Source organism: Oceanisphaera psychrotolerans (genome assembly GCF_001870485.1).
Lineage (GTDB): Bacteria > Pseudomonadota > Gammaproteobacteria > Enterobacterales > Aeromonadaceae > Oceanimonas > Oceanimonas psychrotolerans.
Window position 1 is genome coordinate 72,645 of the sequence record NZ_MDKE01000011.1, and the last position, 24,887, is coordinate 97,531.

Consider the following 24,887-nt stretch of genomic DNA (forward strand, 5'->3'; position numbering starts at 1 on the left):
ATGCTGCAGAGTCACCTGCTGGCACTGCCTGCTGGCCACTCGGAGCTCAGGATGAGGCAACAGAGACGACCTCCCGCGACCGTGAAATGCCACGGATGGCATTTCCGAGCCCTCAGGGATGAGTGTATGGCGTGTCGTGGGAGGTGGCTGTGTTGCCTCTGAATTCGGACTTGAGAAAAATCAGATCTATATTCAGATTGGTATCAGATTATTTTCCGGGCTCGTCCGACGCCGACGCGGGAGAAGACAGTTGTTCGAGAATGGCGCAGGATGCCCCCTCGTCGCCCGGACAGGCGGTGATCATTTGCTGCAGCGTGGCCTGCATGGCCGCCAGCTCGCGCATCTTGTGTTCCACCTCCTGCAGGTGCTGTTGCGCCACCCGCTTTACCGCCCGGCTGGGCCGCTGCGGGTCCTGCCACAGGCTGAGCAGTTCCTCGATCTGACGGATCGAAAAGCCCAGCAGCCGTGCCTGACGAATGAACCTGAGCTGCTCTATGTTGCGCTCGTCATACTGCCGGTAACCGGCGGCGGTGCGCCCCACCGGCGGCAGCAGTTTGATCTGTTCGTAGTGGCGGATCATCTTGGCCGACACCCCGGCCCGTTTTGCCGCTTCGCCGATGTTCATCCGCAAACCTCCTGCCTGGGGGGCTGTTTTCTGGCCTTGCGACAGCCGTGACACTCCACCGCGATGGCGTCGATATGCCCCTTTGCCTGCTCGTAATACCACTTCTGATCCCGGGCCTTCCAGATTTCCCGCTTGCCGCAGACCCGGCAGATGAAGGGCTGGTCGATATAGTAATCCGGCAAGGCGCCGTAGGTATTGATATGGGCCAGCCGGGCATGATCGGCGGGTACCGCAGAGGGGTGCTGTTGCTGCTGTAACGGATGCAACTGCTGCACCCGCTCGGCTTCTCGCAGTGCCTTGGCGCTGGGGTTGCGCCCCTTGTCCGCGCTTCTGCTCATGATGGCGCTCCCGTCAGGCCCGGGGCCGGCCCGGGCCATGGCGACTTACGCCGGCTGGTAGCCGGCCTCGGTCAGGGCCTCGGCCAGCTGTTCGCGGGTACAGCTGCTCTCTACCTTGATGATGTGATTCAGCAGGTCGAATTCCAGCTCGCACTCGGGGTCCAGCTCGATCAGGGTCTGGTTGATCACGCCAACGCAGTGGCCGCAGGTCATCTCGGGCAGGGTAAAACTGATCATCGTGGTGTCCTCTTTGGGCTTTGTCATGGTGCCCAGTATCATGCTTACCACCATGGCAAGGTCAAGTTTTTTCAGCCCCCTTTGCCGTCATTGCAAAATTCGGATTACCGTCCATGGCAATCACGACGGCATCACAATAACGGTGGTCCATCCCCTCGGCCCCGTCAGAAAAAACAATATGGCGACCTGAATACATGGGGCTCAATTCAACCGAGAACCAGCTCCCGAGCTTCTTCTGATGCAAGGAAAAAAGGCCTTGCCATGACTGCAAGCAGTCACCGGCAAGGCCTGGCTGAACATCAGCGACAAACAAGATTAACCCGTTATTCCACTACCTCATGTGCGGCTTTCATTTTTCTGCGCAGCAGCGGGCCAATCACCACGGGTGCCAACAAGCCGATGACGGCGACACTCCAGATGGTGATGGTGATGCCACTGTTCCACAGGATGCCGACATCGCCACCGGACAGGATCATCGCGTTGCGCAGGTTAACCTCCATGGTGGGGCCCAGCAGAGTACCCAGCACAATCGGTACCAGCGGAATGTCCAGTTTGCGCAGCACATAGCCCAACACGCCGAATCCAATCATCATGTACAACTCGGTGGTCGAGTTGCTGATGGAATAGATCCCCACCACCGCCACCATGGTCACCATCGGCATCAGGTATCTGGACGGCACCGACAGTATCTTCACAAACACGCCAATCATGGGAATGTTCATGAACAACAGCAGTATGTTGCCGAACAACAGGGCTGCGATTACCCCCCAGACCACGTCTGCGTTCTGCTGGAACATCATTGGGCCCGGCTGGATATTGAGGGTAACCAGCATCGCAAGCAGCACGGCCGTGGTTCCACTACCGGGTACGCCCAGGGTCAGCATGGGCACAAGAGCACCGTTGGCTGCGGCGTTATTACCGGCCTCGGGCGCCGCCACTCCGCGCGCATCTCCTTCACCGAAGCAACCCTTCTTGCCCAGCATCTTCTTCTCGAGGGTGTAGCTGATAAAGCTACCCAGCGAGGCACCGGCACCGGGCAACACCCCGGCAATAAAGCCGAGCAGGCTGCCTCGCAGCGAGGTTGGCAGCACGTTGAGGATATCCCTGGCGGTGAGCTTGAGCTTTTCCACCTTTATCATCGCCTGTCCTTCCCGGGCATGGGACTCAATAAAGATGAACAGCTCCGACACCGCAAACAGGCCAACGATGATGACAATGAAGTCGATGCCCTCATAAAGATGAAGGTTGCCGTAGGTAAAACGCTCCACCCCGGTATTCATGTCGACGCCGATGGTCGACAACATCAATCCCAGGGCGGTCGCCAGCACCGTTTTCATCGGATTTTTGCCGGTAATGCCGCCCAGGGTGGCGAACGCCAGAATAAAGAGCGCGAAGTACTCCGCCGGACCGAAATGCAGGGCAAACCTGGCCAGCAACGGTGCCATGATGATCAAACCGATCACCGCCAGAAAACTGCCGATAAAGGAGGCAATGGCCGACAAGGCCAGTGCCTCGGCCGCCTTGCCCTTTCGGGCCATGGGGTAGCCATCCAGACAGGTCATCATGGCCGGTTCGTCGCCGGGAATATTCAGCAGTATGGAGGAAATCCGGCCGCCATACATGGTGCCCGCATAAACAGAGGTGAGCATGATCAGCGCGCTGTCTGCCCCCAGCCCCAGCGAGAAGCACAGCGGCATCAGTATGGCGATACCGTTGGCCGGCCCCAGGCCCGGCAGACAGCCGATCAGGGTACCCAGAAAGGCACCGATCATCGCATACATGATATTTTCCGGTGTCAGGGCCACCGCAAAGCCCTGCATCAACAACTGCAAGATATCCATCAGTTCATTCCCCACAAGGTGCCGCCAGGGAGGGCCAGATCCAGGCCATAGGTAAACAGTGCGAACATGAACACACTGCTGCTAAAACCGACCATGGCCGCCGGTTTGGGTTTGGCGCTCATGCGCCAGGCCAGCAGGCTTACCGCCAGACCTGCGGACAGGATAAAGCCAACCCATTCAAGGATGAGAACAAAGCCAATCAGCACACCGAGAATAATGGCCAGCTCTCCCAGGGTTTTAAGGGGGGGCCAGGATTCATCGGGATCGGGCTTCACCATCAGGTAGATGCTGGAAATAGCCAGCAACACAGCCAGCAGCGTTGGAAAAGCGGAGGGGCCAATGGCCCCGCCGCCGCCGAACGCCGGTTGAAACTCCTGGGCTCCAAGGCCGTAGAACACGGCCAAGATCAAGCCCACCAGTCCCAGGACGCGATCATTAATCATTACTTGATAATCCCCAGCTCTTGTGAAATCTGGCGCACTTCAGCGATCTGTGCGTTGACGTAATCGGTAAATTCGCCACCGACCTTGTGGAAAGGGATCAGGCCGTTCTGTTGCATGACCTTCTTCCATTCAGGTGTTTCATAAAGGTTGCTGAACGTCTGTTGCCACCAGTTGTACTGCTCATCACTGATGCCCGGCGCCACATAGACACCCCGGAAGTTCAACCAGGTCACGTCAACGCCCTGCTCCTTGGCGGTGGGTACATCAGCCAGCTTACCCTCCAGACGCTCATCCGCCAGCACCGCCAGGATACGAAGATCGCCTGAGTCGAAAAAGCCCATGGCTTCGGACACGTCGCCGGTAAAGACATCGGTATGGCCACCCACCACCTGCACCAGAGCATCACCACCGTTGTTGAACGACAGGTAACGCAGATCTTTGATGTTGCTGACGCCGCCCCGCTTGGCGGTCAGCAGCACTCGCAGGTTGTCGTCTCCGCCCAGCGGGCTGGCACCGGCGAAGGTCACGCTGCCCGCATCCTGCTTGATGGCGTCGAGCACATCATTCAGCGACTGGTAAGGTGAGTCCTTACGTACCGCGATAACACCCGGCTCGGCGCCCATGGCCGCCGCCCATTTCACCATGGAGGAATCCATGCCCGGGTAGGCATTCTGTGCCAGGCGGGTCACTGTGCCGGTACTGGAGGCAACGAACACGCCGGCATCGCCCTTGCGCTTGGACACGGTATGGGCAAACCCGACGCCATGGCCACCACCGGGCATGTTACTGACCTGAATGTTGCCCTTCACGACGCCCTGTTCGTTCAGCGCCTTGCCGATGCTGCGGCAGATAAAATCCAGGCCGCCGCCGGGACCGGCGGGAGCGATACACTCAACCCGCTTGGGAGCTTCGTTCGCCATCACCTGACTAGTGGAAAGCAGACAGGCTGCCGCGGCTATCATTTTCAGACTGTTTACACGCATAGGTTGGTCCTTCCTTGTTACACACGGTTTATTTCACGGGATAGTGGTCAAGCACAGTATCGGATAAACCACCAACAAACTGCACTTTAACAACTTAAAGTGCAATTTAATCATAATTTAACTTAATGTCAACATTGTGATTGCACTTTTGAATCTTAAAATACGATATTGAACATTGTTCATGCTTCGGCCCGGCAGTCGGTGTACCACCACCCTTGCGCCGATGCCAGATGGAGCAGCCCCTGCCTCCACAGCATGAGCTGACTGCGTCTTTGGCCATGGGGGCAGTCATGTCACTGCCGTCAGCGCCTCACTCGTCAGCTCCCTCGGGATCACCACCACGCCATTTTCGTCCGCCACCAGGTAATCGCCGGGATGACAGCGTACGCCCTGAATGTCGATGGCCAGCTCCGTCAGCCCCAGCCCACGCCGAGTCGAGCCCATGGGTACCACCCCCAGGGCCCGCATCCCCAGATCCATTTGTGCCAGGGGCTCGGCATCGCGGATATAGCCGTAGATGACGACCCCCTCCCAGCCATTTCGAATGGCGGTGGCCGCGCTCATGTCGCCAAACACAGCGCAGCGCTCGCTGCCACCGGCGTCCACCACCAGCACCTTCCCCTGCCCTGGAATGACGATCAGCTCCTTGATACGGGAGCTGTCCTCAAAGCATTTCACCGTCACCACCTCGCCGGCAAAGCGCGGTCGGCCACCCAGATCCCGCAGCAAGGGGGTAAGGACGCCAATTCTTTCGCCCAGCAGATCGCATAAGTCCGTTGTGTTCATGCTTGTGTCCTTTTTTACTCATCGATAGGGTCAGCTACGGGTGACGGCGATGACCTTGCGCACCATATAAGGCAGGATGCCTTCCTGGCTCAGGTAACACAGCTCCTGGCGGGAGTCGATCCTCAGCCTCAGCCTGACCCGCTCGAAGCGGCCATCGGCCCGGTCAATTTCAAGATCCACCGCATTACAGCCTACAGCCAGTGCATCCAGGCCTCCGAACGACAACCGTTCGTCCCCCTTCAACCCCAGCCGCGAGGCATCGATGCCGGGCTCGAACTCGATGGGGAACACGCCCATGCCGATCAGGTTGCTGCGGTGGATACGCTCGAAACTTTGCGCCACCACCGCCTTTACCCCCAGGGTAGCCTGCGCCTTGGCGGCCCAGTCGCGGCTGGAACCGGCACCGTAGTTGAAGCCGGCGAACACCACCAGAGGCACCGCCTCGGTCGCGTAGCTCAGCGCCGCCTCGTACACCGGCAGCAGCCGTCCGTCTGCCGCCCGGGCCCAGCCCCCCTCGCCAGGCGACGCCTGAAGCAGCCGGTTCCGCACCGCCCGGTTGACGAAGGCTCCGCGCATCATCACCTCGTGGTTACTGCGGCGGGTGGAATACTGGTTAAGGTCCCGTGACGATTCGCCCTGCGCCAGCAGCCAGCGGCCGGCCTGGCTGTCGGCCGGAATGGCACTTGCCGGAGATATATGATCGGTGGTGACATTGTCGCCCAGCACCAGCAGGGCACGGGCGTTGTCGATGGCCAGGCTGACCCTGGGTGCAGGGTCGATGGCCTGGGTATAAATGGGACGACGCAGGTAGGTTGAGCCGGGATCCCAGGGAAAGCGAACACTCCCCTCGGCTGACAGCGCTCGCCAGTGATGGGTGCCGTCCCACAGGGTGGCGTTGCGCCGGGCGAACTGCTCCGGGTGCAGGCTGGCGGCCACCTGTTGCTGGATCTCCTCCTCACCCGGCATCAGCTCGTGCAGGTAGACCTCCCGCCCCTCGCCGTCCACACCCAGGGGATCACTGGTCAGGTCACTGTCGATGGTGCCGGTAATGGCATAGGCCACCACCAGCGCAGGTGAGGCCAGATAGCCCGCCTGGACCCTGGGGTTGACCCGGCCTTCGAAATTACGGTTGCCTGACAGCACCACCACCGTCCTGAGTCCCCGATCTACCAGTTTGTCCAGACGAGGCTCCAGAGAGCCTGAATTGCCGATGCAGGTCATGCAGCCGAAACCGGCCAGAGAGAAGCCGAGGGCGGCAAAGTCCGCCAGAAGCCCGGCCTGCTCCAGATAATCCGCCACCACCCGGGAGCCCGGCGACAGCGAGGTCTTGACCCAGGGCTTGGGCCGCAGGCCGCGGCGGCGGGCGTTGCGGGCCAGCAGACCGGCCTGGATCATCAGCGCCGGGTTGGCAGTATTGGTGCAACTGGTGATGGCGGCGATGGAGATGGCGCCGTGCCCCAGCGTCTCGCCGAAGGCCGGCTCGCCAAAGCGGGCGTCCGGATCCAGGGTGCCAGCGATCACCCCCTCGCCCAGGCCCAGCACCTCACGCCGAAAGGAGCTGCCGGCCTCGGCCAGGGGCTGCCACTGGTGGGGGTGATGCGGGCCGGCTACCGCCGGGGTGATGTCCGCCAGATCCAGCTCGATCAGCTCGGCGAACTCAGGCTGTGGCAGCTCATCCCGCCGCCACAGTCCCTGAGCCTCGAAGTAGGCACGGATCTGCGCGCGCAGTTCTGGGCTTCGGCCGGTCAGCTCCATGTATGCCATGGTGACGTCGTCGAATGGGAAGAATACCACGGTGGCGCCGTATTCCGGCGCCATGTTGGACAGAGTGCCGCGCGCGGCCCAGCCCAGCTCCGACAGGCCCGGGCCGCAGAATTCGACAAACTTGCCCACTACTCCTTTGCGGCGCAGCAGCTCGGTGATCTTGAGTGCTAGATCGGTGGCAGTAACCCCCGGGCGCAGCCGGTTGTGCAGGCGGATGCCGATCACCTCGGGAAAGCGAATCGGCACCGGCTCGCCCAGCATGGCGGCCTGCCCTTCCAGCCCGCCCACGCCCCAGCCGAGGATGCCGATGGCATTGATCATCGGTGTATGGCTGTCGGTGGCTACCATGTTGTCGGGGTGCAGCAGCGGCGTACCGTCTTCGGTTCGGCTTTCCCACACCACAGTACCGAGGGATTCCATGTTCACCTGGTGAATGATGCCCGTGCCCGGCGGCACCACCCTGAAGTTATCCAGGCTCTGCTGGGCCCACTTGATGAAGCGGTAGCGCTCGCCGTTGCGCCGGTAGTCGATGTCCAGGTTGCGCTCCACCGCCGCATCCTCTGCATAGTGCTCGACGATGACCGAGTGATCGATGGTCAGCACCGCCGGTATCATGGGGTTCAAGGCTGCGGGATCGCCGCCCAGCTCCGCCACCCGATCGCGCATGCCGGCGAAGTCGGCCAGTGCCGGCAGGCAGGTGGTATCGTGGAACATCAGGCGATTGGGGTAGAACGGCACTTCGCCGGCGGCCCCCTGCCCCTGGGCGCAGGCGAGCACCTCATCCAGAAACTCCGGGGAGCAACGCGCCACATTTTCGAGCAGGATACGCAGGGAATATGGCAGACGGCACAACGCCGCCGGCTCGATCAGCTTGTGCAAATCCACGTAGGCGTAGCGCCGGCCGTCAATCTGCAGCTCACTGAGATGCTCAGGGCTCGGGTTTGTCAACATCATGGCAGTACCCTAGCGTTTGGCGAAACGGCGTTGCAGATCGGCCACCTGCTCAGACTTCAGGGTTCTGAATTTGTGCTGGAACAGCAGCAGAAACAGCTGGGCCGTGGCTTCCAGCTCCTCGGTCGCATCCACCGCAGCATGCAGATCCGAGCCGGCCACGACGGGGCCGTGGTGGGCCAGCAGCATGGCATGGTGCTGGCTGGAGAAGCGCCGTACCGCCTCGGCCAGTGCAGGATCTCCGGGCGCGTAGTAAGGGACCAGTGGTAGCTTGCCTACCCTCATGGCGTAGTAAGCGGTGATGGCCGGCAGCACATCCTCCGGGTCCAGATCGTCCAGCACCGACACCGCGACAGAGTGGGTCGAGTGCAGGTGCACCACGGCGCCACTGACCGGACGCTCCTGATACATGGCGAGGTGCAACATGGCCTCCTTGGACGGCAGATCGCCGCTGATATGGCGTCCCTGCCAGTCGAGCTTCGACAACCGGGCCGGATCCAGCCGGCCCAGAGACGAGCCCGTCGGCGTCAGCAGCCAGCCATCCTCCAGCCGGACGCTGATGTTTCCCGTGCCACCGTGAGTCAGTCCACGGTCGTACATTGATTTGCCTAACAGGACGATTTCTTCCCGCTGTTTGTTTTCGTTCATTCCTGCATCCCCAACGCTTTCTCAAAAAAGTCGACCGCCCCAAAATTGCCGGATTTCAACGCCAGCCACATGGGCCTGTCGTCCAGAGACCGGGTCCAGGGAACCCCGGGATCGATGAGGGTTCCGATCCGTAAGGCGCGCACGTCCAGCGCCTTGACCACGGCGCCGGAAGTTTCACCGCCGGCCAGTACCAGCTTGCTCACGCCCATTTCCCTCAAACCTACCGCGATGCGGGACAGCGCCTGCTCGACCAAGGCTCCGGCCCGTGTCGCCCCCAACTGTTCCTGGGCTGCCTTGACCTGTTCCGGCCGAGCGCTGCCGTATATCAATACCGGCCCGTGGGCGACGAGGGGCGCGGCCCAGGCCAGCGCCTCCGCAACCAGATCCCGTCCTTCGGCCAGTTGCAGGGGATCCAGCTGAAAGCTGGGCCTGTGCCGCTGCCAGTGTTCCACCTGGGCATTGGTCGCCAGCGAACAGCTGCCGGACAATACCGCCGACAGCCCCTCAACCCCGGGTAGCACACCGGCCTGCCGGTCCTCTTCCAGCAGGCCTGCGCGGCGAAAATTCTCCGCCAGGCCCAATGCGACACCCGAGCCGCCGGTGATCAGCCGGTGCCCGGCGGCGGCCTCGCCGATGGCCCGCAGATGCTGGTCGTCCAGGGCGTCGACAATGGCGTAACCGTGCCCCGTCTGTTCGAGCTTGTCGAAGGCGGAGCGGATGGCCGCTGCCCCACGGGAAACGGTGGGCCAGGGCACCAGCCCCACCGGCCTGGCGGTCTGTTGCTGAAGTACCCGGACCAGGTTGGCGTCGGTCATCGGCGTCAGGGGGTGGTGGCGCATGCCGGATTCATTCAGCAACACATCGCCGACAAAGAGGTATCCCTGATATACAGTCCGCTGGTTGGCAGGAAAGGCCGGACAGGCCAGGGCAAAGCGGCTATTCAATGATGCCAGCAGGGCATCCGCCACCGGGCCGATGTTGCCCTGGTCGGTGGAATCAAAGGTGGAGCAGTACTTGAAGAAAAACTGCCGGCATCCCGCGGCCTTGAGCCAGTCCAGAGCGGCCAGCGAACCATCTATCGCTTCGTCGACGGGCTGGGTACGGGTCTTCAGGGCAATGACAATGGCATCAATATCGGCGGGCACCGGCTCACGCGGCACGCCGATAACCTGTAGCGTGCGCATGCCGCTGGCGACCAGGGTGCTGGCCAGATCCGTTCCGCCGGTGAAATCGTCAGCAATGCAACCGAGCAAAGGTTTATTCACCGTATTCTCCTTTAATGGACGGGCCGGCCTGAAGCCGGGCCCGTCACGGGGTTCAATCCATGAGCAGAGCTCGTCAGCCGTTGATGACCTCGGCCACCGCCTCGCCGAAGGCGCGGCAACCCAATCGGCCGCCAAGATCGGCGGTACGGCGAGCAGGATCTTCCAGCACCTTGTCTACCGCCTGCTCCATAACCCGGGCCGCTTCCGACAAGGCCGGCTTGCCGTGGTGCTCGCCCATCCAGTCCAGCAGCATGGCCACCGACAATATCATCGACACCGGATTGGCCTTGTCCTGATCGGCTATATCCGGGGCCGAGCCATGCTGTGCCTGGGCACAGCAGTGTGTGTCGCTGGCCATGATGGAGCCGGCCAGGCCCAGGCTGCCGGACAGCTCGCTGGCCAGGTCACTGATGATGTCGCCATAGAAGTTGGTGGCCACCAGCACGTCGAAACGCTCGGGGTTGCGTACCAGGTGCGCGGTGGAGGCATCAACCAACAGATCGTCAAGCGCCACCTCAGGAAACTCTCTGGCCACGTTGCGCACGCACTCGAGGAAGAGGCCGTCCGTCATGTGGAAACTGTTGGACTTGTGGATGGCAGTAACCTTCTTGTTGCGCTTCATGGCCAGCTCGAACGCCCGGCGGGCGATGCGATCGCTGCAATGGCGGGTGATCTTGCGGGTAGACAGCGCCATATCGGGACTCGGCATCACCTCACCCCAGCCCCGGGTCATGTTGCGATCCGGGTAAAAGCCCTCGGTGGCCTCGCGCATGATCACCAGATCCATGCGCTTGCCTTCCTTCATGTTTGAGGCCAGGAAAGGGCGGGTACGGGCCGGGCGTACGTTGGCGTAGAGATCCAGCCCGATACGGAAGCCCGCCGACACATTGCGTCCACCTTTTTCCGGAGCAGGGTAGTCCGCATGGGACTGGGTACCGAGGATGATGCCGTCGTAGGTCTTGGCTTTTTCCAGTACCTCGTCGCGCAGTGTTGTGCCATGTAGTTCAAGGCTCTTGAAGCCCACATCGTCGTAATCGAACTGCAGGCCCAGGCTGAATTTGCCGTTCACTGCCTGCAGCACAGACATGGACGACTGAACAATCTCGGGACCGATACCATCACAGGGAAGAACCAGAATTCGCATCACACTCTCCTAATTTTTGTTTGTCTCTCAGGCTTTCCATAGCGGAGTCGAACGCAGTGGTGTCAAGCCCCGCGAATGACCCGTGTGACCATGGGATATCTGCCTTATTGAACGTAAAAATGAAATGCTCATCACTCAAAGGGGGTATACAGCCCGCTCATTGCCATGAACATATTGCATTTTATTGCATACAAAACCAATATGTGCAACTCTTTTAACAGTTCGTTCAACCTGAATAACCCGGGAGAGAAAATGACATTCAACACCACAGACCTCTGTGATGAGCATGGCGATCTGGCACGCGTAGTGGTTCAACCCCTTGTCGACTTCGGTGCCAGGGCCCACTGCAGCGGCCCCGCCGTCACGGTAAAGTGCTTCGAGGACAATTCGCACATCAAGACGCTGAGCATGCAGTCGGGCGAAGGCCGAGTGTTGGTGGTTGACGGAGGCGGTAGTCATCGCTGCGCCCTGCTGGGGGACATGATCGCCGAAGATCTGCTGAAAAACGGCTGGGCAGGCGTGATCATCAACGGATGCATTCGTGACAAGGCAGCACTCGCCCAGCTGGACATCGCCATCAAGGCGCTGGGCACGTCACCGCGCAAGTCGGTCAAGCGTGAGGAAGGTCAGGTTGGTCTGACCGTGAACATCGGTGGCCAGCTTATCGCCAACGGCGATCGGATCTACGCCGACGAAGACGGGGTTGTCGTTATCGATACCCTCACCAGCCAATAATCTCAAGGAGCACTAACGGTGACAGCACCCCGAATTTTTCTGATCCACGCCACCCCGGTCGCCGTGGATCCCATCAACCAGGCCTTCGCCCGTCTCTGGCCAGAGGCGGAGCTGGCCAACCTGCTGGAAGACTCCTTGTCTCGGGATCTGGCCGCCGAAGGCCGGCTGAGCGAGTCTCTCAGCGAGCGCTTTTTGGCCCTGGCCCGCTACGCCCAGGATGCCGGTGCAGCCGGCATATTGTTCACCTGTTCGGCCTTTGGCGAGGCCATAGAACAATGCCAGCAGCGCCTGACCATACCGGTACTCAAGCCCAACCATGCCATGATCGAGGAGGCCGTGGCCCGGACCCGGCGTATTGCCATCCTGGCAAGCTTCGAACCCGCCATCGACTCAATGACCGACGAGTTCCACAGCCATGCCGCCGCCGTTGGCAAGCCGCTGGAGCTGAGCGCCTTTGTTTGCCCCGAGGCCCTGCAGGCGCTGCATGCGGGGGACACCCAGCGGCACGATGACCTGCTGGCAGAAATGGCGGCCCACATCGAAGGCGTCGACATTATCTGTTTCGCCCAGTTTTCCATGGTGTCTGCGTTACCGGCCGTTCGCGCCGCGACCTCCCTGCCCGTGCTCGCTACTACAGACAGCGCCGTGATGGGGATGTACCAGGCCGTTACCGCATACAAGGGATAGCGCCATGCTCAACTTCAACGCCCATCTCGGCTTTCAATTCAACGATATGCCTTTTCTCGCACGCTTCAAGGCCGCGGCTGAGGCCGGCTACCGCGCCGTGGAGTTTCCCTCTCCCTATGAACAGGATGTGGGCGAGCTGGCGGAGCAGCTCGCCCGCCATGAGCTGCAACTGGTACAGTTCGCTACCCCCTTGGGTGACAGCAAAGGACTGGCTGCCCTGACCGGACACAAAGAAGCCTTTCGCGCCGGTCTGTACGACGCCCTGCACTACGCTCGTCACCTGGGTTGCCGGAGTCTGCACCTGATGTCCGGCTGTGAGGGACCGAATGACCCTACCGACGCCTACCACTACCTGGACAATATCCGATATGCCGTGGAGTTTTTTGCCGATCAGGGCATCCAGAGTCTGATCGAGGTGATCGGCGAAAACTCAGCCCCCGGCTATTTCATGAACCGGTTCGAACGAGCCGAGTGGCTGTTTGACGCCATCGACTCGCCCAACCTGGCGCTGATCTTCGACAGCTACCACGCCAGCAACTCTGGCAGCGATCTTCTCGCCCTGCTGGAGGCCTGGTGTCCACACCTGGGCCATGTACAGGTAGCAGATGCCCCGGGCCGGCACGAGCCGGGCACCGGCAGCCTGGACTTTCCCGCTCTGTTCGACCTGCTGCAACGGCGCGGCTACGCGGGCTGGATTGGCTGCGAATACCACCCGCTCGACGGCACGAATGCGGGGTTGGACTGGCTCGTCCCCTACGCCACGAGATGTTGATGATCTGGTTACTGGGCCGCCCCCCTCAAACCGCTACTGCATGGGCCACATGCTGCATTGCCTCTCCCCGCAAGAAGCAGGAACGGCATGGTACTAGGCTCATCGGCCAGCTGGGTGAGCCGGATACTGGGCCTGATGCCGGGCAAGCTGGTGTTTGGCCCCATTTTTGGCAATAATGACGGGCCGCGAAAATGGCCACAATCAAGCAGCACTGTTGAGGGGGCTATCCATAAACCCCTTCACCCCTTCACTCAACGCCAAGTAACCGGACTATGAGCTCAAGCACCCTAGTACAGCGCATCGTCGCCACCCTGAAACAGAGAATCCTGCTCGGCGAGCTGGGCATCGGCAGCCACCTCAGCGGACAAAAGGTGGCCGATGACTTCAAGGTATCTCGCTCCCCCGCCCGCGAGGCATTGATGGTACTGGCCGATCAGGGCTACCTGGAACAGTTGCCCAACCGGGGCTTTTTCGTCATCGATCCTCCCGCCGAACCTCAGGAAGACAGAGACAGGGTCATCTCCCTCGAAGAACCGGAGGAGTACTACCGACTGGCGGAAGACTGGCTCAATGACGCCATTCCCGAAGAGGTCACCGAGCAGTTCTTGCGGCAGCGCTACAACCTGACCAAGGTGCAGGTAATCGACATCCTGAACCTGGCGTCTCGGGTCGGCTGGGCAGAACAGAAGCCCGGGTATGGCTGGCGCTTCCTGAACGTCGCCAAAACGCCGGAAACCCTTGAGCAGATCTACAAGGTACGCTCATTGATCGAGCCCGGCGCCCTGCTGGAGCAGAGCTACCAGCACGATCTGGAAAAGTTACGAAAATTAAAGAAGGACCAGCAGGAACTGCTCGATGGCGGCATCGAAACTCTGCCCGCCGACGTGCTGCTGAAGACGGGGGTGCACTTTCACGAGGAGTTCATCAAGTTGTCCGGCAATCCCATCTATCACATGATTCTGGTGCAGCTCAACAAGATGCGCCGGCTGCTGGAATACCGGGCCATGGTCAACCGCCAGCGGATGTACCGGCAGTGCGAAGAGCACATACAGATGATCACTTTGGTGGAACAGGGTGACAACCTGGAAGCGGCCCACCTGATGCGCCGCCACCTTAGCGGCTCCTTTGCCGAAAAATCGCCGATCCTGCAACTGCGCGAAGAATATCTGGCGGAAATCGCCGAAAAGGGAAAATAACGCTCAACGCGACCCGATGACACCGGCGTCATCGGGTCGCGGCATGCTCACTTGCCAGCAACGCCCCCCTACAAACCACCGGCCAATATTGTGGTTAGTATCATAACAACCGAAAATTGAACTTATTTACACAAAAATACCCCCCCTGATTGCACTTAATAAATACAGAAGTGCTAAATACCGTTACCACATACCTCTACATGTAACCATTGAAGGGTGACGGTCATCAACGTGGCCATTCATCGCTTGCGCGCCACAATCATACCAATCTGCATAAAGAACAAAGAGCACTGCTCAGCCGACCATCCGCACCACAAATGGTGCGGAAGAGCCCCCAAGGATGGGTTCACGGCGAATCGGCAGAGCAGACCCTTGGTCCGAGAGGGCATGACCGTCAAACAGATCGAATGTTTAATGCGATGGGTATCAAAGACGGAATCGATGTCGGATTCGAGCCCATACAGATCCGTATCGTCAGGAGCATGGGCTACCCCCAGCTTGCTCCGGAATAAGCCATAAAAAAGGCGGGCCTCCAGGCCCGCCAAATATTGATGACATCGACGCTTCAGTAGCTTAAATCAAATCTGCCAGTACTTGCTCCAGCAGATCCAGGCCTTCACCAACCACTTCCAGCGGCGAGGTCAGGGGCGGCAGGAAGCGGATCACGTTGCCACGTACCCCACAAGACAACAGGATCACTCCCTTCTCGATCCCCTTGGCCACCACCGCCTTGGTCAGCTCGGCATTGGGTTGATCCACATCCCCATTGTGGACCAGCTCCATCGCCACCATGGCGCCCAGGTTGCGCACCTGGCCGATATGGTGAGGATACTTGGCCTGCAGCTCGCTCAGGCGCTTGTTCATCAGTTCACCGATGGCCAGCGCCTTGTCGCACAGCTGCTCTTCCTCGATGATGTTCAGTACTTCCAGACCGGCGGCACAGGCCAGCGGGAAGGCGGCGTAGGTACCGCCCAGGCCACCCGGGTTGGCGGCGTCCATGATGTCGGCCTTGCCCACCACCGCAGACAGCGGGAAGCCACCGGCGATGCCTTTGGCCATGGTCATCAGATCCGGCTCAATGCCGGCGTATTCGGTGGCAAACAGCTTGCCGGTACGGGCGAAACCGGTCTGGATTTCGTCACAGATCAGGACGATGCCGTGCTGGTCACAGATGGCACGCAGCTGCTGCATGAAGGCCGGCGGTGCCTGATAAAAACCACCCTCACCCTGTACCGGCTCGATGATCAGCGCCGCGACCCGGCCCGGTTCGATATCGCAATGGAACAGCTCGTCCAGCGCCTTCAGTGACTGCTCGGCGGTCACACCGTGATACTCGTTCGGGAAAGGCAGGTGATAGATTTCGCTCGGGAAAGGACCGAAACCGGCCTTGTAGGGCGCTACCTTGCCGGTCAGGCCCATGGCCATGTTGGTACGACCGTGGAAACCGCCGTTGAAGGCGATGACGCCGCTGCGCTTGGTGTGGGCGCGGGCAATCTTGACCGCGTTTTCCACCGCTTCGGCACCGGTGGTTACGAACATGGCTTTCTTGCGGGTATCACCCGGCGCCAGCTCGACCAGTTTCTCGGCCAGGGCCACGATGCTCTCGTAAGGCGTCACCATGGCGCAGGTGTGGCTGAAGCGGCTCAGCTGCTCGGCCACGGCGGCCTGAATGCGCGGATGGCTGTGGCCGGTGTTGACCACGGCGATACCGGCGGCGAAGTCGATGAAACGGCGGCCTTCCACGTCCCAGATTTCACTGTTCTTGGCATGATCGACATAAACGGCGGCCATGTTGCCCATGCCGCGGGCGAAGACGGCATCTTTACGTTGTTGCAGTTCCTGATTCTTGCTCATTGTCTTGTCTCCTGAAAAACTTGCTCAGCGGATGCCGCCCATGCACAGATATTTGGTTTCCATGTAATCTTCCAGCCCCTGAGAGGAGCCTTCCCGGCCCAGGCCGGATTCCTTTACGCCACCGAAGGGGGCAATTTCGTTGGACAGAATGCCCTCGTTGATGCCAACCATGCCGTATTCCAGTGCCTCGGCCACTTTCCAGATGCGGCTGTGGCTCTCGGTAAAGAAATAGGCGGCCAGACCATAGGGCGTGTCGTTGGCGATAGCGATGGCTTCGGCGTCATCCTTGAAACGAATGACCGGCGCCACCGGGCCGAAAATTTCCTGCCGGGCAATCTCCATCTGCTGGGTCACACCGGTCAGAATGGTCGGGGCAAAGAACAGCTCGCCCGCCGGGTGACGCTGGCCACCGGTGACCAGGCTGGCGCCCTCGCTCTGGGCCTTGTCCACCATGCCGGCAATCTTGTCGATGGCCGCCTGGTTGATCACCGGGCCCAGGGTGGAACTGTCATCCAGACCGTTGCCGACCACCAGCTGTTCGACCGCTTGCTTGAAACGGGCGACGAAGGCATCGTGAATACCGTCCTGCACCAGAATGCGGTTGGCGCACACGCAGGTCTGGCCCGCATTGCGGAACTTGGAGATCACGGCGCCGGCCACGGCGGCATCCAGATCCGCATCGTCGAACACGATGAAGGGCGCGTTGCCGCCCAGCTCCAGGCTGAGCTTCTTCACGGTGTCGGCACTCTGACCATAGAGCAGCTTGCCAACCCGGGTAGAGCCGGTGAACGACAGCTTGCGTACCCGGCTGTCGTCGGTCAGCACCTTGCCCACGGCGGCGGCCTGGCTGGAGGTGATCATGTTGATCACGCCGGCGGGAATACCGGCCTGCTCGGCCAGCGCCATCAGCGCCAGGGCGGAAAACGGCGTTTCTTCCGACGGCTTGAGCACCACGGTGCAACCGGCAGCCAGCGCCGGGGCAACCTTGCGGGTGATCATCGCATTGGGGAAGTTCCAGGGGGTAATGGCCGCCACCACGCCGATGGGCTGCTGAATGCTCAGCGCCCGCTTGTCGGCGGTGGGGGCGGCAAACACCTTGCCGTAGGCCCGTTTGCCTTCTTCGGCATACCATTCGACATAGGAGGCACCGTACAGCACCTCACCACGGGTTTCGAACAGCGGCTTGCCCTGTTCCAGGGTCATCAGCCGGGCCAGATCTTCCTTGTGCTCGATGATAAGATCAAACCAGCAGCGCAGCAGACGGGCCCGCTCCTTGGGTGCCACGGCAGACCAGTTGGCCAGGGCCTTGCTGGCCGCATCGATGGCAGCCCGGGTTTCGTTAATGCCCATGTCGGGCACCTGGCCCAGTTGCTCGCCGGTCGCCGGGTTATAAACGGCAATGGTGGCGCCGCTGTCGGCCTGACACCATTCACCGGCAATATGACCGGCATCCTTCACCAGCTTGCTGTTGACTGAATTCATGCTCATAAGAAACTGTGCCTCTCGAAACTGTGCTCGGTGTTGATTCCATGCAGGCCCCTGAAGATGGGCCGACCACCGGCCACTGGACCGGCACCGCCATCACCAAAACCGCCTGAACACGCCGGTTATCGTGACGGCCCCTGCGCCGGCATTGGCCATATTTTGATTGCATGGTAGCCTTGCGTTTAAAGTCGCATAAATGATCACGTATCAACATTCACATTGAAGAGTTTCAAACTATGAGTCAGGCAAGCCGCCCCGTACTGGGCCAAATCGGTGATTATGAAATACGTCTGCTGAAGCTGTTCAAGACGGTCGTCGAATGCGGCGGCTTTTCGGCGGCCGAAACCGAACTCAACATCAGTCGCTCCACTATCAGTGTGCACATGGCCAACCTGGAAAACCGGCTCAAGCTCAAGCTCTGCCGCCGGGGGCGTTCGGGCTTTTCCCTCACCGACGACGGCATGGTGATCTACGAGTCTGCCAAGCGACTGTTTTCCCGGCTGGAAGAGTTTCGCTACACCGTCAACGAGCTGCACGAGCAACTCACCGGCGAGCTGAAAATCGTCTCCAGCGACAACATCTGGCTGGAAGACGAATTTCCCATGACCGATGTGTTCGCGGCACTGGGCAAACAGGCACCCGACGTCAATGTCAGCGTGGATGTCGCTCACATGGGTGAAATAGAACGACGGGTGCTGAATGAAGATGCGGATATCGGCTTTATTCACTACCACCGGGATCTGGAAGGGCTGGAGTACCATCACCTTTACAAGGTGCGTTGCTTTTTATACTGCAGCGATCGTCACCCGCTGTTTACCCTTGAAGACGACCAGGAAATAGAACGACGACTGGGAGAAAGCAAGCTGATCCATCCCGGTATCTACACCAATCCCGAGTCCAGTGCCCAGCTGGCCGACATGCGCCTGGCGGGCCGGGCCTATCATTACGAGCCCAGGGCGGCCTTGATCCTGTCCGGCCAGTACATCGGCTTTCTGCCGGAAAGCGTCGCCCGCCGCTGGGTCGAGAGTGGTCGGCTCAAGGCCCTGCTGCCAGAACAGAAGAATCATGATCTCGGTATTTCCGCCATCACTCGCCTGCACGGCCGCCAGAGCCGATTGAAATCGCTGTTTCTGCAGCTACTGCTCGACCACCTGAAGGTCGAGCCCTGAAGCCGGCCCCCAACTAGTTCTGCCGCGTGACTCGCCTCAGATGACAGCAAACCAATCTGCTTCATTTACGCACCATAATGGTGCTTACTGCTGCTCATCGCGTACTTTACCGTGGTTTGTTTGACTGGGCTCAAACCAAACATGAATGATTATGTATTTAACCCCTTTTGAGGCTGGCGCAGACTTACGCCACCCAAGAGGGTAACCGACACAAAATACCGACTTTGAGCCCGACTCAAGGCAGATGGAATGTGACAACACAAGGGACTACAACATGACTCGTATCTGGAGCTCCGCTCGTACCAAAATCGCCGCCTCCCTGATTGCCGTTGCCGGCATGGGCGCCACCATGGAAGCCATGGCCGCCGATGTGACCTGGCGCTTTACCAATCTCTACTCCCGCGGCACCGCCTTCGGTGATGTCTATCAGTCCTTTGCCGACAAGATAGAAGCCGACTCCAACGGCCGCATGAAAATCAACATGCTCTACGCCGGTGAAGGTGTCGATACCAACGGTATCATCGGCGCCACCAAGTCCGGTCTACTCGACATGGCCGCCCCCTTCCAGCCCATGCACGCCGGTGAAATTCCCTTTGGCGTGGTTGAAGTCGGCCTGCCCGGCACCAGCGGCACCCTGGAAGAACTGAATGCCCAGTTCTATGAAAAAGGCTGGTCCGAAGTACTGACCGAAGCCTATGACCGCCACGGCCTGGTGTGGCTGGATCCCTACTTCCAGCCTGGCGTCTACGTCATCACCAAGACCAAAATCGAGTCCATCGAAGACTTCAAGGGCCTGAAAATTCGCGCTCCGGGTGCCTACGGCCGCTTCTTCCGCGAGCTGGGCGCCTCTCCGGTCAACCTGGCCTGGGGCGAAGTCTATACCAGCCTGGCGACCGGCGTGATCGACGGTACCATCGGCTCCAACCTGATCGACCACCGCGACGGCAACTTCGCCGAAGTGGCCAAGTTCATGTACCCGCTGCCGGTATCCAGCGCCCAGGCCCTGCCCGTGCTGGTGAACAAGAACGCCTGGAACAAGCTGCCGGATGACCTGAAGCAGATCGTGCGTGATGCCGCCAAGTGGCACGCCAAGGAACAGGCAGAGAAATCCGCCCTGTGGGAACAGGAAGCCGTAGCCGACATGGAAAAAATCGGCATGGTCTGGAGCCCCGAGGCGTCCGACGCCGACAAGGCCCAGTGGCAGCAGGCGGCCGAAGCCGTGTGGGCCCACTACGGCAAAACCGACAAATACAGCTCTCGTCTCGTAGAACTGATGAAGTAACCCCTTTCCGATGATATAGCCCCGCTACGGCGGGGCTGCTGTTTTCATGCCATGGATGCATAATGAAAAAACTACTTTGTTTATGGTGCAAAGGGACTGGACTGCTGGTTTCGACCGTCGGTAATACCATCGCCCTGGCCCTTCCCCTGCTGGCGGCAACCCTTGCCTTTGAAGTGTTTTCCCGTTACGTACTCAACAGCCCGACCATGTGGGCCTACGACGTATCTTTGTTTCTGTTCGGTTATATCGGCGCCCTGTGCGGTGCCAGTGGCCAGCTGAAAAAAGCGCATATCAACGTCGATATCCTCTACCTGTCGGTATCCCAGCGCACCAAGAACATCTTCGATCTGGTGTCCAATACCCTGGGCGGATTCTTTTTAATCATAGTGGCGAGTAAAAGCTGGGAAAAGGCGCTGGAAGCCATCGATTTCGGTTATACCCGCCAGTCCGAATGGGGCCCCTCCATCGGCCATTTCTGGGTGATGGTTACCGCCGCCGCCCTGCTGTTTTTACTGCAATTGTCCAGTGACATGCTGAAAGACATCTGGCAATTGATCACCGGTGAGCCCCTGCTGTCTGAGGACGAAGAATAATGAGTATCGAGTTATTGACCGGCCTGCTGTTGCTGGGCGTACTGATTTCCTTTGCGCTGGGTGCCCAGGTGGGCCTGGCGCTGGGTGGCGTGGCCATGCTGATTGGCTATGCCACCTGGGGCGAAGGTATTTTCAACATAGTGCCGACGACCATAGAGAGCACCCTGTTCAGCTTCGTGCTGCTGGCGATCCCGCTCTATATCTACATGGGCCAGCTGCTGACCCGCTCCGGCATCGGCGATGCCATGTTCAAGGCCAGCCAGCTGGTGATCGGCCGCATTCGCGGCTCGCTGGCCATCAGTGTCATCGGCGTTTGCTCCATGATCGGCGCCATGGTCGGCATTATCGGCGCCGGCATCATGACCTCCGGCAGCATCGCCCTGCGCCCGATGCTGGAACGCGGCTACGACAAGAAGCTGGCGCTCGGTGTCATCATGGCCGGCGGTGGCCTGGGCATCCTGATCCCGCCCAGCATCCCGATGATACTGTTCAGCTCCACCACCCAGACCTCGGTTGGCAAGATGTTCGTTGCCGCCCTGGTGCCGGCGCTGATCTCCATCACCGTGATGGTGCTCTATGTGGTGATTTCCTGCAAACTGAACCCCAGCCGGGCGCCGTGGGCCATGCGCTGGACGTGCCCAAAAATGCCCGCGAGCGCTTCATTACCCTGCGCGACGGCTTCATGGCGCTGGGCCTGATCGTGCTGGTACTCGGCAGCATCATCACCGGTATTGCCACCCCCACCGAATCAGGGGCCATCGGCGTGGTCGGCGCCCTGTTGCTGGCCATCATGTACAAACGCTTCAAGCTCAAGATGATGAAGCGCTCCGGTATCGAAACCGCTCTGCTGGTCAGCGTGGCCATCTGGATAGTGCTCGGCGCCTCGGTGTTCAGCAACTTTCATCTGCTGATGGGGGTGCAGGGCATGGTGGCCGATTTTGCCGCCGGCCTGGATCTGCCGCCCATCATGATCATCCTGATGATGCAGGTGATCATGCTGCTGCTCGGCTTTATCATCGATGAAATGATCATCGTGCTGATCTGTGCGCCGCTGTTCACGCCTATCGCCATCGGCCTGGGCTACGATCCCATCTGGTTCGGTATCCTGATGATCCTGAACATCGAGATCGCGGTGCAGACCCCACCCTACGGCTTCGCCCTGTTCTATCTCAAGGGCATTGCCCCTCCCGGGGTGACCATGATGGATATCTACAAGTCGGTCTTGCCCTTCGTCATGCTCAAGCTGGGCGTACTGGTGCTCTGCATGCTGGTGCCGGAACTCGTCACCTGGCTGCCTAACAAACTGATGGGATAACGCACTTATGTTCAAGCAAATACTGTTACCGCTGGATTTCGAGCATCAGGAGCTCTACCCACAGGTAGTGGCGTCGGCCCTGAAACTGTGTCACCCGCAGGGACAGATTCACCTGTTGTACGTCAATTCGGCCCGCGTCCACCATGCCGCCGCGCCACTGTATTCCAGTGAGCTGATCGGCAACCTGGACAAGGTGGTCGAACAGCAGCTCGGCGACTTCATGCAGGCCCATATTCCGGCGCAGCATCAGGGACGAATCAAAATCAAGCACGGGGTGGTGTACGACACCATCCTCGCCCAGGCCAGAAAGCATGACATCGAGCTTATCGTGATGCCGGCTTCGCGCCCGGGTGCCAAGACCTATCTGCTTGGTTCCAATGCCTCCAAGGTGGTCCGTCACGCCGACTGTGCCGTGCTGGTGATCCGCTAGCGCCGGCCCGGCCAGAGCCGGGCGGGCGGGCACAGCGGGAAAGAGGGCGGCGCATGCTGCCCTTGAAGGGCCGCTAGCGGGCGTTGTTTTCGGCGGTGAGCCGCTTGCCGTCCAGCGCTTCCAGAATGGAGCAATGCTCGGCGCTTTCCAGGCCGCCACAGCAGGCGTCGGACAGCTGTTGCAGGGAGTCACGAAACCGCTCCAGTTCGGCAATCCGCTCTTCCACATCCGCGATCTTGGTATCGGCCACCGCCTTCACCTCGCGACAGCTCACCTGGCAGCTGCTGACCCTGAGCGACAGTAATTCTTCCACTTCTTTCAGGGAAAAGCCCACCCGCTTGCAGCGCAGAATGAAATGCAGCCGCCGCTTGTCTTCCTCGCTGTACAGTCGGTATCCCGCCGGTGAGCGCAGGCTGGGCGTGAGCAGACCCTCTTTTTCATAAAAACGCAGGGTATCGGCCTTTACCCCGAAGTGTTTGGCCAGTTCACCAATCCGAAACATGCGTTACTCCCCTGAAAATGGGCCCCGAAAACCGGGTTTTGTTACACGTGAAATCTCTTGACACCAAAGCAAATAGTCAAACAAGCAGCCACAAAATGCAGTAGAATATGCCGCCCCGTTCTGGCGTACCAGGCGGTTTGGTAAAGTCGACAGCCTTGTCGCTTTTACCAAACCCCCCGATTGATCGTTAAAGGAACGAGAACCCATGGAAACTGCTCGACCCATTCGCCGTGCTCTGCTGAGTGTGTCCGACAAACACGGCATCGTCGCCTTCGCTCAGGGCCTGCATGCCCGCGGCGTGGAACTGTTGTCCACCGGTGGCACCGCCCGCCTGCTGGCCGAACAGGGCCTGCCCGTTACCGAAGTGTCCGATTATACCGGCTTCCCGGAAATGATGGACGGCCGGGTCAAGACCCTGCACCCCAAGGTACACGGCGGTATTCTTGGCCGTCGCGGTCAGGACGATGCCATCATGGCCGAGCATGCCATCCAGCCCATCGATATGGTGGTGGTTAACCTCTACCCGTTCGCCAATACCGTTGCCAACGCCGATTGCACCCTCGAGGATGCCATCGAAAACATCGACATCGGTGGTCCCACCATGGTACGCGCCGCCGCCAAGAACCACAACGACGTGGCCATCGTGGTCAATGCCGGCGATTACGACCGCCTGCTGGCCGAGATGGATGCCGGCAACAACAGCCTGACCCAGGCCACCCGCTTCAGCCTGGCCATTGCCGCCTTCGAGCACACCGCCCAGTACGACGGCATGATTGCCAACTACTTCGGCACCATGGTCCCGGCCTACCATGAAGCCAGCGAAGACTCCGTCTTCCCGCGGACCATCAACTACCAGTTCACCAAAAAGCAGGATCTGCGCTACGGCGAAAACAGCCACCAGAGCGCCGCTTTCTACGTGGAAAACGATATCGACGAAGCGTCCGTTTCCACCGCCGTGCAGCTGCAGGGCAAGGAACTGTCGTTCAACAACATCGCCGACACCGACGCCGCTCTCGAGTGCGTGAAGGAATTCGACGCCCCGGCCTGTGTGATCGTCAAGCACGCCAACCCCTGCGGTGTGGCCCTGGGTGAAGATCTGCTGCAAGCCTACGATCGCGCCTACCAGACCGACCCGACTTCCGCCTTCGGCGGCATCATCGCCTTTAACCGCGAGCTGGACGAAGCCACCGCCCGCGCCATTATCGAGCGCCAGTTCGTGGAAGTGATCATCGCGCCCAGCATCTCCAACGCCGCCAAGGCCGCCGTGGCCGACAAGAAAAACGTACGCCTGCTGGAATGCGGTCAGTGGACCGAGAAGACCAAGGGCCGTGACATCAAGCGGGTCAACGGCGGCATCCTGGTGCAGGACCGCGATCAGGGCATGATCGGTCTGGACGATATCAAGGTCGTCAGCAAGCGCCAGCCCTCCGAGGAAGAACTGCAGGACCTGCTGTTCTGCTGGAAAGTGGCCAAGTACGTCAAGTCCAACGCCATCGTCTACGCCAAGGGCGGTCAGACCATCGGCGTCGGCGCCGGCCAGATGAGCCGCGTCTACTCCGCCAAGATTGCCGGCATCAAGGCCGCCGACGAAGGCCTGCAGGTGGAAGGTTCGGTGATGGCATCCGACGCCTTCTTCCCGTTCCGTGACGGCATCGACGCCGCCGCCGCCGCCGGCATCAGCTGCGTGATCCAGCCCGGTGGTTCCATGCGTGACGAAGAAATCATTCAGGCCGCCGACGAGCATGGCATGACCATGATCTTCACCGGCATGCGTCACTTCCGCCACTGATAGGAATCTACGAGCGGTGTTGCCGAACGCTGGGTAATATCGGGACAGGGGGA

Annotated in this window: 26 protein-coding genes; 11 read left to right on the forward strand and 15 right to left on the reverse strand. The window is 60.2% G+C overall.

The annotated features are described in order from the left end of the window. Positions 1–208: 208 nt before the first annotated feature. The 12 genes from cueR to BFR47_RS04570 all read right to left on the reverse strand — a co-directional run bounded on the left by cueR (position 209) and on the right by BFR47_RS04570 (position 11,025). Positions 209–625, reverse strand: a complete 417-nt coding sequence (cueR, locus tag BFR47_RS04515; RefSeq protein WP_071471961.1) for a Cu(I)-responsive transcriptional regulator — start codon at positions 623–625, stop codon at positions 209–211. Further along, positions 622–963: a zinc-ribbon domain containing protein gene (locus tag BFR47_RS04520; protein WP_083399007.1), complete on the reverse strand. Its 342-nt coding sequence runs from the start codon at positions 961–963 to the stop codon at positions 622–624. The genes cueR and BFR47_RS04520 overlap by 4 nt, the downstream gene beginning before the upstream one ends. A gap of 45 nt (positions 964–1,008) precedes the next feature. Then, the gene (locus BFR47_RS04525) at positions 1,009–1,227 is read right to left on the reverse strand and encodes a heavy-metal-associated domain-containing protein (protein ID WP_245748796.1); all 219 of its coding nucleotides are present in this window, start codon (positions 1,225–1,227) and stop codon (positions 1,009–1,011) included. A gap of 34 nt (positions 1,228–1,261) precedes the next feature. Beyond that, positions 1,262–1,513: a hypothetical protein gene (locus BFR47_RS04530; protein WP_071471963.1), complete on the reverse strand. Its 252-nt coding sequence runs from the start codon at positions 1,511–1,513 to the stop codon at positions 1,262–1,264. A 10-nt stretch (positions 1,514–1,523) separates the two neighbouring features. Further along, entirely contained in the window at positions 1,524–3,041 is a 1,518-nt protein-coding gene (locus BFR47_RS04535) for a tripartite tricarboxylate transporter permease (protein ID WP_071471964.1), read from the reverse strand. Then, positions 3,041–3,484: a tripartite tricarboxylate transporter TctB family protein gene (locus tag BFR47_RS04540; RefSeq protein WP_071471965.1), complete on the reverse strand. Its 444-nt coding sequence runs from the start codon at positions 3,482–3,484 to the stop codon at positions 3,041–3,043. The genes BFR47_RS04535 and BFR47_RS04540 overlap by 1 nt, the downstream gene beginning before the upstream one ends. Further along, entirely contained in the window at positions 3,484–4,467 is a 984-nt protein-coding gene (locus BFR47_RS04545) for a Bug family tripartite tricarboxylate transporter substrate binding protein (RefSeq protein WP_071471966.1), read from the reverse strand. Before BFR47_RS04545 ends, BFR47_RS04540 begins: the two co-directional genes overlap by 1 nt. Positions 4,468–4,755: 288 nt before the next feature. Then, positions 4,756–5,253 carry a ribonuclease E activity regulator RraA gene (rraA, locus tag BFR47_RS04550; protein ID WP_071471967.1) on the reverse strand — a complete coding sequence of 166 codons (498 nt, stop codon included), beginning with the start codon at positions 5,251–5,253 and terminating at the stop codon, positions 4,756–4,758. 30 nt (positions 5,254–5,283) lie between these two features. After that, on the reverse strand, positions 5,284–7,971 hold the full coding sequence (gene acnA, locus BFR47_RS04555) for an aconitate hydratase AcnA (RefSeq protein ID WP_217645444.1): 2,688 nt from the start codon (positions 7,969–7,971) through the stop codon (positions 5,284–5,286). A 9-nt stretch (positions 7,972–7,980) separates the two neighbouring features. Then, complete coding sequence (gene otnC / locus BFR47_RS04560; RefSeq protein WP_071471968.1) at positions 7,981–8,616, reverse strand: 3-oxo-tetronate 4-phosphate decarboxylase; 636 nt, start codon at positions 8,614–8,616, stop codon at positions 7,981–7,983. Then, positions 8,613–9,881 carry a 3-oxo-tetronate kinase gene (gene otnK, locus BFR47_RS04565; protein WP_071471969.1) on the reverse strand — a complete coding sequence of 423 codons (1,269 nt, stop codon included), beginning with the start codon at positions 9,879–9,881 and terminating at the stop codon, positions 8,613–8,615. The genes otnC and otnK overlap by 4 nt, the downstream gene beginning before the upstream one ends. A gap of 73 nt (positions 9,882–9,954) precedes the next feature. Then, positions 9,955–11,025: an isocitrate/isopropylmalate dehydrogenase family protein gene (locus BFR47_RS04570; protein WP_071471970.1), complete on the reverse strand. Its 1,071-nt coding sequence runs from the start codon at positions 11,023–11,025 to the stop codon at positions 9,955–9,957. 252 nt (positions 11,026–11,277) lie between these two features. On the opposite strand from BFR47_RS04570, the gene rraA (BFR47_RS04575) reads away from it, so the two are divergent. From rraA (BFR47_RS04575) to BFR47_RS04590, 4 genes are all read left to right on the forward strand, one after another. Then, positions 11,278–11,760 (forward strand): ribonuclease E activity regulator RraA, encoded by a 483-nt coding sequence (gene rraA, locus BFR47_RS04575; RefSeq protein ID WP_071472215.1) that lies wholly within the window; start codon positions 11,278–11,280, stop codon positions 11,758–11,760. Between the two features lie 18 nt (positions 11,761–11,778). Continuing rightward, entirely contained in the window at positions 11,779–12,447 is a 669-nt protein-coding gene (locus BFR47_RS04580) for an aspartate/glutamate racemase family protein (RefSeq protein WP_071471971.1), read from the forward strand. A gap of 4 nt (positions 12,448–12,451) precedes the next feature. Further along, positions 12,452–13,219: a hydroxypyruvate isomerase family protein gene (locus tag BFR47_RS04585; protein ID WP_071471972.1), complete on the forward strand. Its 768-nt coding sequence runs from the start codon at positions 12,452–12,454 to the stop codon at positions 13,217–13,219. A gap of 272 nt (positions 13,220–13,491) precedes the next feature. Next, positions 13,492–14,415, forward strand: a complete 924-nt coding sequence (locus tag BFR47_RS04590; protein ID WP_071471973.1) for a GntR family transcriptional regulator — start codon at positions 13,492–13,494, stop codon at positions 14,413–14,415. Positions 14,416–14,988: 573 nt separating this feature from the next. Here BFR47_RS04590 and gabT read toward each other — a convergent pair. Next, complete coding sequence (gabT, locus tag BFR47_RS04600; protein ID WP_071471975.1) at positions 14,989–16,269, reverse strand: 4-aminobutyrate--2-oxoglutarate transaminase; 1,281 nt, start codon at positions 16,267–16,269, stop codon at positions 14,989–14,991. Between the two features lie 24 nt (positions 16,270–16,293). Further along, a complete protein-coding gene (locus tag BFR47_RS04605) occupies positions 16,294–17,757 on the reverse strand; it encodes an NAD-dependent succinate-semialdehyde dehydrogenase (protein WP_071471976.1) in 1,464 nt (487 codons plus the stop codon). A gap of 233 nt (positions 17,758–17,990) precedes the next feature. On the opposite strand from BFR47_RS04605, the gene BFR47_RS04610 reads away from it, so the two are divergent. From BFR47_RS04610 to BFR47_RS04630, 6 genes are all read left to right on the forward strand, one after another. Further along, positions 17,991–18,923: a LysR family transcriptional regulator gene (locus tag BFR47_RS04610; protein ID WP_071471977.1), complete on the forward strand. Its 933-nt coding sequence runs from the start codon at positions 17,991–17,993 to the stop codon at positions 18,921–18,923. A 274-nt stretch (positions 18,924–19,197) separates the two neighbouring features. Beyond that, on the forward strand, positions 19,198–20,205 hold the full coding sequence (gene dctP, locus BFR47_RS04615; protein WP_071471978.1) for a TRAP transporter substrate-binding protein DctP: 1,008 nt from the start codon (positions 19,198–19,200) through the stop codon (positions 20,203–20,205). Between the two features lie 62 nt (positions 20,206–20,267). After that, positions 20,268–20,798 carry a TRAP transporter small permease subunit gene (locus tag BFR47_RS04620; RefSeq protein ID WP_071471979.1) on the forward strand — a complete coding sequence of 177 codons (531 nt, stop codon included), beginning with the start codon at positions 20,268–20,270 and terminating at the stop codon, positions 20,796–20,798. Then, positions 20,798–21,496 carry a TRAP transporter large permease subunit gene (locus BFR47_RS19020; protein ID WP_281245939.1) on the forward strand — a complete coding sequence of 233 codons (699 nt, stop codon included), beginning with the start codon at positions 20,798–20,800 and terminating at the stop codon, positions 21,494–21,496. Before BFR47_RS04620 ends, BFR47_RS19020 begins: the two co-directional genes overlap by 1 nt. Further along, a complete protein-coding gene (locus BFR47_RS19025; RefSeq protein WP_281245940.1) occupies positions 21,433–22,113 on the forward strand; it encodes a TRAP transporter large permease subunit in 681 nt (226 codons plus the stop codon). The genes BFR47_RS19020 and BFR47_RS19025 overlap by 64 nt, the downstream gene beginning before the upstream one ends. A 7-nt stretch (positions 22,114–22,120) precedes the next feature. After that, positions 22,121–22,543 (forward strand): universal stress protein, encoded by a 423-nt coding sequence (locus tag BFR47_RS04630; RefSeq protein WP_071471980.1) that lies wholly within the window; start codon positions 22,121–22,123, stop codon positions 22,541–22,543. Between the two features lie 73 nt (positions 22,544–22,616). Here BFR47_RS04630 and zntR read toward each other — a convergent pair whose 3' ends face one another. Beyond that, complete coding sequence (gene zntR / locus BFR47_RS04635; protein WP_071471981.1) at positions 22,617–23,045, reverse strand: Zn(2+)-responsive transcriptional regulator; 429 nt, start codon at positions 23,043–23,045, stop codon at positions 22,617–22,619. Positions 23,046–23,250: 205 nt separating this feature from the next. On the opposite strand from zntR, the gene purH reads away from it, so the two are divergent. Next, complete coding sequence (gene purH / locus BFR47_RS04640) at positions 23,251–24,834, forward strand: bifunctional phosphoribosylaminoimidazolecarboxamide formyltransferase/IMP cyclohydrolase (RefSeq protein ID WP_071471982.1); 1,584 nt, start codon at positions 23,251–23,253, stop codon at positions 24,832–24,834. The last annotated feature ends 53 nt before the right edge of the window (positions 24,835–24,887 follow it).

Bases quoted from the DNA above. Each gene is read 5' to 3' on its own strand.
- purH (WP_071471982.1), top strand. From the start codon at position 23,251: ATGGAAACTGCTCGACCCATTCGCCGTGCTCTGCTGAGTGTGTCCGAC.
- acnA (WP_217645444.1), bottom strand. From the start codon at position 7,971: ATGATGTTGACAAACCCGAGCCCTGAGCATCTCAGTGAGCTGCAGATT.
- BFR47_RS04525 (WP_245748796.1), bottom strand. From the start codon at position 1,227: ATGACAAAGCCCAAAGAGGACACCACGATGATCAGTTTTACCCTGCCC.
- BFR47_RS04620 (WP_071471979.1), top strand. From the start codon at position 20,268: ATGAAAAAACTACTTTGTTTATGGTGCAAAGGGACTGGACTGCTGGTT.
- rraA (WP_071471967.1), bottom strand. From the start codon at position 5,253: ATGAACACAACGGACTTATGCGATCTGCTGGGCGAAAGAATTGGCGTC.
- BFR47_RS04520 (WP_083399007.1), bottom strand. From the start codon at position 963: ATGAGCAGAAGCGCGGACAAGGGGCGCAACCCCAGCGCCAAGGCACTG.
- gabT (WP_071471975.1), bottom strand. From the start codon at position 16,269: ATGAGCAAGAATCAGGAACTGCAACAACGTAAAGATGCCGTCTTCGCC.
- BFR47_RS04590 (WP_071471973.1), top strand. From the start codon at position 13,492: ATGAGCTCAAGCACCCTAGTACAGCGCATCGTCGCCACCCTGAAACAG.
- BFR47_RS04630 (WP_071471980.1), top strand. From the start codon at position 22,121: ATGTTCAAGCAAATACTGTTACCGCTGGATTTCGAGCATCAGGAGCTC.
- zntR (WP_071471981.1), bottom strand. From the start codon at position 23,045: ATGTTTCGGATTGGTGAACTGGCCAAACACTTCGGGGTAAAGGCCGAT.
- cueR (WP_071471961.1), bottom strand. From the start codon at position 625: ATGAACATCGGCGAAGCGGCAAAACGGGCCGGGGTGTCGGCCAAGATG.
- BFR47_RS04540 (WP_071471965.1), bottom strand. From the start codon at position 3,484: ATGATTAATGATCGCGTCCTGGGACTGGTGGGCTTGATCTTGGCCGTG.
- BFR47_RS04605 (WP_071471976.1), bottom strand. From the start codon at position 17,757: ATGAGCATGAATTCAGTCAACAGCAAGCTGGTGAAGGATGCCGGTCAT.
- BFR47_RS04570 (WP_071471970.1), bottom strand. From the start codon at position 11,025: ATGCGAATTCTGGTTCTTCCCTGTGATGGTATCGGTCCCGAGATTGTT.
- BFR47_RS04535 (WP_071471964.1), bottom strand. From the start codon at position 3,041: ATGGATATCTTGCAGTTGTTGATGCAGGGCTTTGCGGTGGCCCTGACA.
- rraA (WP_071472215.1), top strand. From the start codon at position 11,278: ATGACATTCAACACCACAGACCTCTGTGATGAGCATGGCGATCTGGCA.
- BFR47_RS19020 (WP_281245939.1), top strand. From the start codon at position 20,798: ATGAGTATCGAGTTATTGACCGGCCTGCTGTTGCTGGGCGTACTGATT.
- BFR47_RS04585 (WP_071471972.1), top strand. From the start codon at position 12,452: ATGCTCAACTTCAACGCCCATCTCGGCTTTCAATTCAACGATATGCCT.
- BFR47_RS04545 (WP_071471966.1), bottom strand. From the start codon at position 4,467: ATGCGTGTAAACAGTCTGAAAATGATAGCCGCGGCAGCCTGTCTGCTT.
- otnC (WP_071471968.1), bottom strand. From the start codon at position 8,616: ATGAACGAAAACAAACAGCGGGAAGAAATCGTCCTGTTAGGCAAATCA.
- dctP (WP_071471978.1), top strand. From the start codon at position 19,198: ATGACTCGTATCTGGAGCTCCGCTCGTACCAAAATCGCCGCCTCCCTG.
- BFR47_RS04610 (WP_071471977.1), top strand. From the start codon at position 17,991: ATGAGTCAGGCAAGCCGCCCCGTACTGGGCCAAATCGGTGATTATGAA.